At 63.9% G+C, this 7,175-nt stretch carries 5 protein-coding genes and 1 pseudogene; 2 read left to right on the forward strand and 4 right to left on the reverse strand.

Annotated features, from left to right (window positions below; translation table 11 throughout):
* Positions 1-1,413, forward strand: a 1,413-nt coding sequence (locus sphsw_RS13270) for a methanol/ethanol family PQQ-dependent dehydrogenase (RefSeq protein WP_031441024.1), incomplete at its 5' end; no start/stop codon positions are given.
* A gap of 86 nt (positions 1,414-1,499) precedes the next feature.
* Entirely contained in the window at positions 1,500-2,156 is a 657-nt protein-coding gene (locus tag sphsw_RS13275; RefSeq protein WP_042467292.1) for a response regulator, read from the forward strand.
* A 164-nt stretch (positions 2,157-2,320) separates the two neighbouring features.
* On the opposite strand, the gene sphsw_RS13280 is transcribed toward sphsw_RS13275, so the two are convergent.
* The 4 genes and pseudogenes from sphsw_RS13280 to adh all read right to left on the reverse strand — a co-directional run.
* Complete coding sequence (locus sphsw_RS13280) at positions 2,321-4,573, reverse strand: hybrid sensor histidine kinase/response regulator (RefSeq protein ID WP_031441026.1); 2,253 nt, start codon at positions 4,571-4,573, stop codon at positions 2,321-2,323.
* Positions 4,570-5,745, reverse strand: a complete 1,176-nt coding sequence (locus sphsw_RS13285; RefSeq protein ID WP_151992476.1) for an FIST N-terminal domain-containing protein — start codon at positions 5,743-5,745, stop codon at positions 4,570-4,572. The genes sphsw_RS13280 and sphsw_RS13285 overlap by 4 nt, the downstream gene beginning before the upstream one ends.
* 40 nt (positions 5,746-5,785) lie before the next feature.
* Positions 5,786-6,202, reverse strand: coding sequence for a DUF779 domain-containing protein (locus sphsw_RS13290; RefSeq protein ID WP_031441028.1), 417 nt, complete (start codon positions 6,200-6,202; stop codon positions 5,786-5,788).
* A 112-nt stretch (positions 6,203-6,314) separates the two neighbouring features.
* Positions 6,315-7,175: pseudogene (gene adh, locus sphsw_RS13295) on the reverse strand (aldehyde dehydrogenase); the annotation flags it as partial.

The following is a 7,175-nucleotide window of genomic DNA, read 5'->3' on the forward strand; positions in this document are numbered from 1 at the left end:
GCGAAGACCGGCGAAGAGAAGTGGCAATACGACGCGCGTCTGCCCGACGGCATTATGCCCTGCTGCGACGTGGTCAACCGCGGTGCGGCGATCTACGGCGACAAGATCATCTTCGCGACGCTCGACGCGCACATGGTCGCGCTCAACCGCAACACCGGCAAGGTGATCTGGAACAAGACGCTGCAGGATTACGCGGCGGGTTACTCGAACACCGCGGCACCGATCATCGTCAAGGGCAAGGTGATCTATGGCAATTCGGGCGGTGAGTTCGGCGTCATCGGCAAAGTCGAGGCGCGCGACGTCAACACCGGCGAGCTGGTCTGGTCGCGGCCGACGATCGAAGGCAATATGGGCTCGCTCAACGGCAAGGACTCAACGATCACCGGCAAGACCAACGCGAGTTGGCAGGGCGATCAGTACAAGACTGGCGGCGGCGCGCCATGGCTGGGCGGCACCTACGATCCCGACACCAATCTGCTCTTTTTCGGTACCGGCAACCCGGCACCTTGGAACAGCCATCTGCGGCCGGGCGACAATCTCTACACCTCGTCGACGCTGGCGATCGATGCCGACACCGGCGAAATCAAATGGCATTACCAGTATACGCCGCACGACGGCTGGGATTTCGACGGCGTGAACGAGTTCATCCCGTTCGATGCCAAGATCGGCGGCAAGATGATGAAGCTTGGCGCGCAAGCTAATCGCAACGGCTATTTCTTCGTGCTAGACCGGACGACCGGCAAGTTCATCTCGGCCAATCCGTTCGTGTCCAAGACGACCTGGGCAAAGGGCTATACCAAGGCCGGCCGGCCCATCTTCGACGATACCAACCGTCCGGGTCCGCCTTCGACCGAAAAGGGTACGACGGTGTTCTCCGCGCCTGCGTTCCTCGGCGCCAAGAACTGGATGCCGATGGCGTATAGCGGCCAGACGGGGATGTTCTACGTGCCTTCCAACGAATGGGGCATGGATATCTGGAACGAGCCGATCGCGTACAAGAAGGGCGCGGCCTATCTGGGCGCGGGCTTCACGATCAAGCCGCTGTACCCCGATCATATCGGCGTGCTGCGCGCGATCGATCCCGCCACCGGCAAGATCGCGTGGGAATACAACAACAAGGCGCCACTGTGGGGCGGGGTGCTCGCGACCGCGGGGAATTTGGTCTTCACCGGCACGCCCGAGGGCTATCTGAAGGCATTCGACGCGAAGACCGGCAAGGAACTCTGGAAGTTCAACACCGGATCGGGCGTGGTCGGTTCGCCGGTCACTTGGACCCAGGACGGCGAGCAGTTCGTCGCGGTCATGTCGGGCTGGGGTGGCGCGGTGCCGCTATGGGGTGGTGAGGTCGCCAAGGCGGTGCAGCATATCAACCAGGGTGGTGCGCTCTGGGTGTTCAAGCTGCCAAAATCGTGATGATCGAGAATGGGATGTCGCAGGCGGCATCCCATTCCTTGTCGCGCGCTGAGCCGGTACACCAGCCGCGGGCAGGGGGGCATGACGTGGAACGGGTGCTAATCGCGGACGATCATCCGCTCGTACGGGACGGACTCCGCACCGTCATCTCGGTCGCGTTCGATCAGTGCGAATTGTTCGAGGCGTCGTCGATCGCCGAGGCCATCGCAATCGTCGAGCGTGAAGGCGATTTCGACCTCGTCCTGCTCGATCTCAACATGCCCGATGCCGAAGGGTTTTCGGGACTTGCCCAGATGCGCGACCGGTTCCCGTCGGTACCCGTCGTGATCGTATCGGGTGCGTGCGAGGGCGGTTTGATCAGCGCGTCGATTGCCAACGGCGCGGCCGGGTTCATCCCGAAGTCGCTCAAGCGCAGCGCGATCGTCGAGGCGATCCAGTCAATCCTGGCGGGCGACGTCTTCATGCCGGAAGAATTCCGGACTATCGGCGCGGACAATGTCGCACTCGACGACATCCGCCGCCGCGTCGAAACGTTGACGCCGCAACAGCGCGTCGTGTTGGGGCTGGTCGTCGGCGGCAAGCTCAACAAGCAGATCGCGTTTGAACTTGATGTCTCGATGACGACGGTGAAGGCGCACGTCTCGGCGATCCTGGCGAAACTGAACGTTTATAGCAGGACCCAAGCCGTGATCCTGGCAAACAAGATCAATTTCGTGCCGGCACCGTTGGCGGCCCGGCACTGAGGAGACCGATTAAAGTTTACCGACATTCGAGCTTTTAACCTTCCCTTGCCAGAAGGGGGTGTCGCGAACGCGACTGAGGGGGAGGTTACGGAACGGAGATGGTCGTTTGCCACCCCCTCCTTCGGGCGCCCCCCCCGGGGGATGACAATCGCCTTTTGCGTGTTCTACCCTGTCAGCCGCGCCAGCAACGCCCGCAACTGCGCCGGCTTCACCGGCTTCTGCAATACATGCAGACCGGCACCCAGCAACCGGTCGCGCAGGTCCGGTTCGCGGTCCGCGGTGATGATCACCGCCGGTGTCGGCCGGTCGAGCAACGTACGCAACTGGGCCACGACGACTTCCCCGGTCATGCCGTTACCCAGATGATAGTCCGCCAGGATCACCTCTACCGGTGCGCTAGACGCGGCGATCGCTTCCCTCGCCTCGGACCCACCGACCGCGGTCAAGACGTCGCAACCCCAGCCCTCCAGTACGGCCCGCATGCCTTCGAGGATTATTTCCTCGTTGTCGATTACTAGCACGGTGCGCGCGGCGATCCCGCGGCGGGCGGCGGGGGTGGCGGCGCAAATCTGACGCGTACCCTCGACTGTCAGCGGCACCGTCACGCAGAAGGTCGACCCTTGACCGATCGCCGATCGCACGCCGATCGGGTGGTCTAGCATTCGCCCGGCACGCTGCACGATCGCGAGGCCTAGACCCATGCCACGCTCATGCCCCGAGTTCAGCCGGCGAAACTCTTCGAAGATCTCACCATGGTGCGTGGGATCGATCCCCGCACCAGTATCGGTGACCGCGATCTGGACATGCGCTCCTTCGTGCCGTGCGGCCATCACAACGCCACCCTGCCGGGTGTAGCGCAGCGCGTTCGACAAGAAGTTCTGCAGGATTCGTCGCAGCAGGCGCGCGTCCGTGCGGACCCAGGCGGTGGTCGGCTCGACAGTCAGCGTCAACCCGCGCGTGCTTGCCGCCAGCGCGAACTCGGCGTGCAGCGCGCGCATCAATTCGCCGAGCGGCACGTCAGTGATCTCGGGCGTTACCGCGCCTGCGTCGAGCTTCGAGATTTCCAGCAGTGCTTCGAGCAAGTCCTCAATCGAGTCTAGCGCCGAGCCGGTCTGTTCGACCAACGTCCGATTCGCCGGCGCCAATCGGCGTGTTGCCAAGGCCGAGACAAACAATCGCGCGGCGTTCAACGGCTGCAAGAGATCGTGGCTCGCGGCGGCGAGGAACCGTGTCTTCGACAGGTTCGCCTGTTCCGCGGCGGTCTTCGCCTCGCGCATCGCGGCCTCGGCGGCGACGCGTTCAGCGACCTGCTGCTGAAGCTCCATATTGACCGCGACGACCGCGGCAGTGCGTTCCTGCACCCGGCGTTCGAGCGTCTCGTTCGTCTCGCGCAACGCCGCCGCCGCACGCAGCCGGTCGGTGACGTCGTCGAAGCTCATCACCATGCCGCCTCCCGGCATCGGCAATCGTCGCACCTCGACGCTGCGGCCATCCTCCAGCGCGCGAACTGCTACGATTTCCGGTTCTCCTTCGCCGAGCCAGCCAAGCGTGTCGGCAGCGTCGGCACGCGGTAACGCGGTGCGGCACCACTGGATCAATGCGGCGTGCTCCGCTATTTCCAGCCTTGCCCGCGTCGGCTGCAGCTTGAGAAACGCGAGCAGCGGATCGTTCCACGCAAGCAGCGCGCGTTCACGATCGAACACGCACACGCCCTGCGGCATCGCATCGAGCGTCGCCTGCAACACGACCGCGCGCTCGGCGAGCTCGCGCGCGCGCAATCGGGCATCCTCGGCCTTGATGTCGGTGATGTCGGTATAGACGCCGACGACGCCGCCTTCGGTTGTGCGCCGCTCGTTGACCTGGATCCAGCGGCCGTCGGCAAGCGCGATAACCTGGCCACCCTCAGCGAGCTCATGCGCCGCGCCACGCTCCGATATCCAGCGATCGGGTGCGACCATCGCTCCGAGCATCCCGCTGGTTTCGCCGATCTTGCCTAGAATCTCGTCGAAGCGCACACCTGGTACGATCTGGTCGGCGACCTTGGGCCAAAGCGACAAATAGGTCTGGTTGCATAGCACCAGCCGATCGTCCGCGTCGAAGATCGCGAATCCCTCGTTGATCGTTTCGATCGCGTCGCCCAAACGGCGGCGTGCACTGTCTGCGGCGTCGGTCGCCTGAGCGAGTTCGGCGTTGGTCGAGGCGAGTTCGCCGAGCGCGCGTTCCAGGTCCGCCGTCCGTTCACGGACCTTCCCCTCCAGCGAGATCGCGGTCTCAAACACCGAAAAAGCGTTGCCGCGCAGATCGGTCGATCGCTCGACCCGGCCCATCAGCGACGCGTTGATCCGCGCGAGTTTCCCCAGCTGGATTTCGAGCGAGGCGACCCGGTCGTCGCGATGCCCATCAGTATCCGCGATCATCGCCCGATCGCCAGCCCGCTGAAAGTCTGGTTGACGTGCAGCGCGTGATATTGCTCGCCGTACGTATTGAACCCAACGACACCTCGATCTGCGAACAGCGCCGATACCGCGCTGCGCAATTGGCGCTGCTCAACCTCGACGTTATTCAGGACACAGTCGAAGCCGAGGATACGGTCGATCCCGCCGACCGAAAGATCGAGATTTTCGAACAGGTCGTGGAGATTCTGCATGATGTCGGTCGCTTCGCCCAACGTCAGGACGATACCCTCGTCGATCGCGCAGTAGAAGGTGAGGCTACCATCGGGGTTCGCGGTCTGGATCGATCGCACGAAATATTCGCCGCCTGCGCGGACCATCGGCGGGTGTGCCGCGAAGTGGTTGGGGCTGAGTTCCGCCACGGTCGTGCCGATCAGCCGCGCATATTCCTCGACCGCGGGCTCGGCATTGATTTCATGGACGATGCGCGTCACCGGGTCGGCGACGGTGATGACCATCTTGACGCCGCCCGGGCCGTAATGCTGCGCACGAAACACCTTCATGCGTCGCGACGACGACAGGATTGCGACGATCGCGGCGTCGCGGCGAAACTGCCCTTCGTAGAACACGAACGTCTCGCGGAAATCGAGGCCATCGCCCGACGAGCCGCCGATCAGCGGCACCTCGCCCAGCGCATCCTGCAACGTCAGCGTCAGCATCTCTTCGCGATGCGAAAGCCCGTCGACCAGGAAGATCGCGGCGTGGCTTGGCGTGTCGCCCAGTTGCGGTCCTGGCAGCGCCGCGGTGGCGACCATCGAGCGCACCGTCTGCTGTGCGACGCGCGCATCGAACGTGTCGAGATTCTCGAAACAGGTCGCGCTCAATCGGAAATCGCTCGCGGGAAAGCCGATCGCGGTGATCGTGCCCTCGTCCAATCCGTCCGGCGTGATCTCGCCGGACGACGTACAACCGACGATCGTCAGACCCTCGGCACGGCTGCCGATCGCTTCGGCCAATGCGTCGAGCGGGTATCGGCTCGAACAGAACAGGACGATGCCAGCGAGTTCGGGCAGATCGAGCCGACCGAACAGATCGCGGATCGCCAGTTCGGGATCGGTCACGCGGGTCGCGGCGACACGGATCGGTGAGGACGGTGCACGCGAAGGGTGAGGCGGAACGAACATCGCCGCGATCATGTCATGCTTGGGCAGTCCCGTCATCCGCCGATCGACCGGGTCAGGCGCCACGCTCGGGCGGGCCGGCCGCGTCGAGCGCATCGACTTCGGCGTCGGTAAAGACGCGGCTGCGGATCATGAAGCGCAGTCCCTCAGGTCCTTCGAGCGAGAACCCCGCGCCGCGCCCCGGGACGACGTCGATCGTCACCTGGGTATGCCGCCAATAGTCGAATTGCGCGGCGCCGATCCAGACGGGGACGCCACCTTCCGCCGTGCCGGGCGCGATCCGCCCGAGCAGGATGTCCTGCGTTCCGACGCGGAATTCTTCTGCCGGATAGCACATCGGCGCCGACCCATCGCAGCAGCCGCCGGACTGGTGAAACATCAGTGGGCCGTGCTGCGCGGCAAGCTTCGCTATCAGCGCATCGGCAGCGGCGGTGGACAGGATCCGGGGCGGGGCGAGCGTAGCAAAGGTCATGGAGCCAGCCTTGAAAACGGAAAAATGCGGCGGACCCTGAGGCCCGCCGCAGTGCGGTCGCGAGATCATGGGAGAAAGGGGATCCGATCTCGCGTGCGTACCAGAAGCTGTATCAGAAGAAGCCAAGCGCCTTGGCCGAATAGCTGACCAGCAGGCACTTGGTCTGCTGATAGTGATCGAGCATCATCTTGTGGTTCTCGCGGCCGATGCCCGACTGCTTGTAGCCACCGAATGCGGCATGCGCAGGGTAGAGGTGGTAGCAGTTGGTCCATACGCGCCCGGCCTGGATACCGCGGCCCATCCGGTAGGCGGTCGTGCCGTTGCGCGACCAGACGCCGGCGCCGAGGCCGTAGAGCGTGTCGTTGGCGATCGCGAGCGCGTCGGCTTCGTCCTTGAAGGTCGTCACCGCGACGACGGGTCCGAAGATCTCTTCCTGGAAGACGCGCATCCTGTTGTTACCCTCGATGATCGTGGGCTCCATGTAATACCCGTCGGAGAACTCGCCGTCGTGCTGCGCGCGTTCGCCGCCAGTCAGAATCTTGGCACCTTCCGCCTTGCCGATATCGATGTACGACAGGATCTTCTCGAGCTGGTCGTTCGACGCCTGCGCGCCGATCATCGTAGAGGGATCGAGCGGCGAGCCCATTTTGATCGCCTTCACCCGCTCGATCGCGCGCGCGATGAACTTTTCGTAGATCGATTCCTGGATCAGCACGCGGCTCGGGCAGGTGCAGACCTCGCCCTGATTGAGCGCGAACATCGCGAAGCCTTCGAGACACTTGTCGAAATAATCGTCGTCGGCGTCCATCACGTCGGCGAAGAAGATGTTGGGCGACTTGCCGCCGAGTTCGAGCGTAACGGGGATCAGGTTCTCCGTCGCATATTGCATGATCAGGCGGCCGGTGGTCGTCTCGCCGGTGAACGCGATCTTTGCGATGCGCTTGTTCTGCGCGAGCGGCTTGCCCGCCTCGAC

The organism is Sphingomonas sp. FUKUSWIS1 (assembly GCF_000733135.1).
Classification (GTDB): Bacteria; Pseudomonadota; Alphaproteobacteria; order Sphingomonadales; family Sphingomonadaceae; genus Sphingomonas; species Sphingomonas aerolata.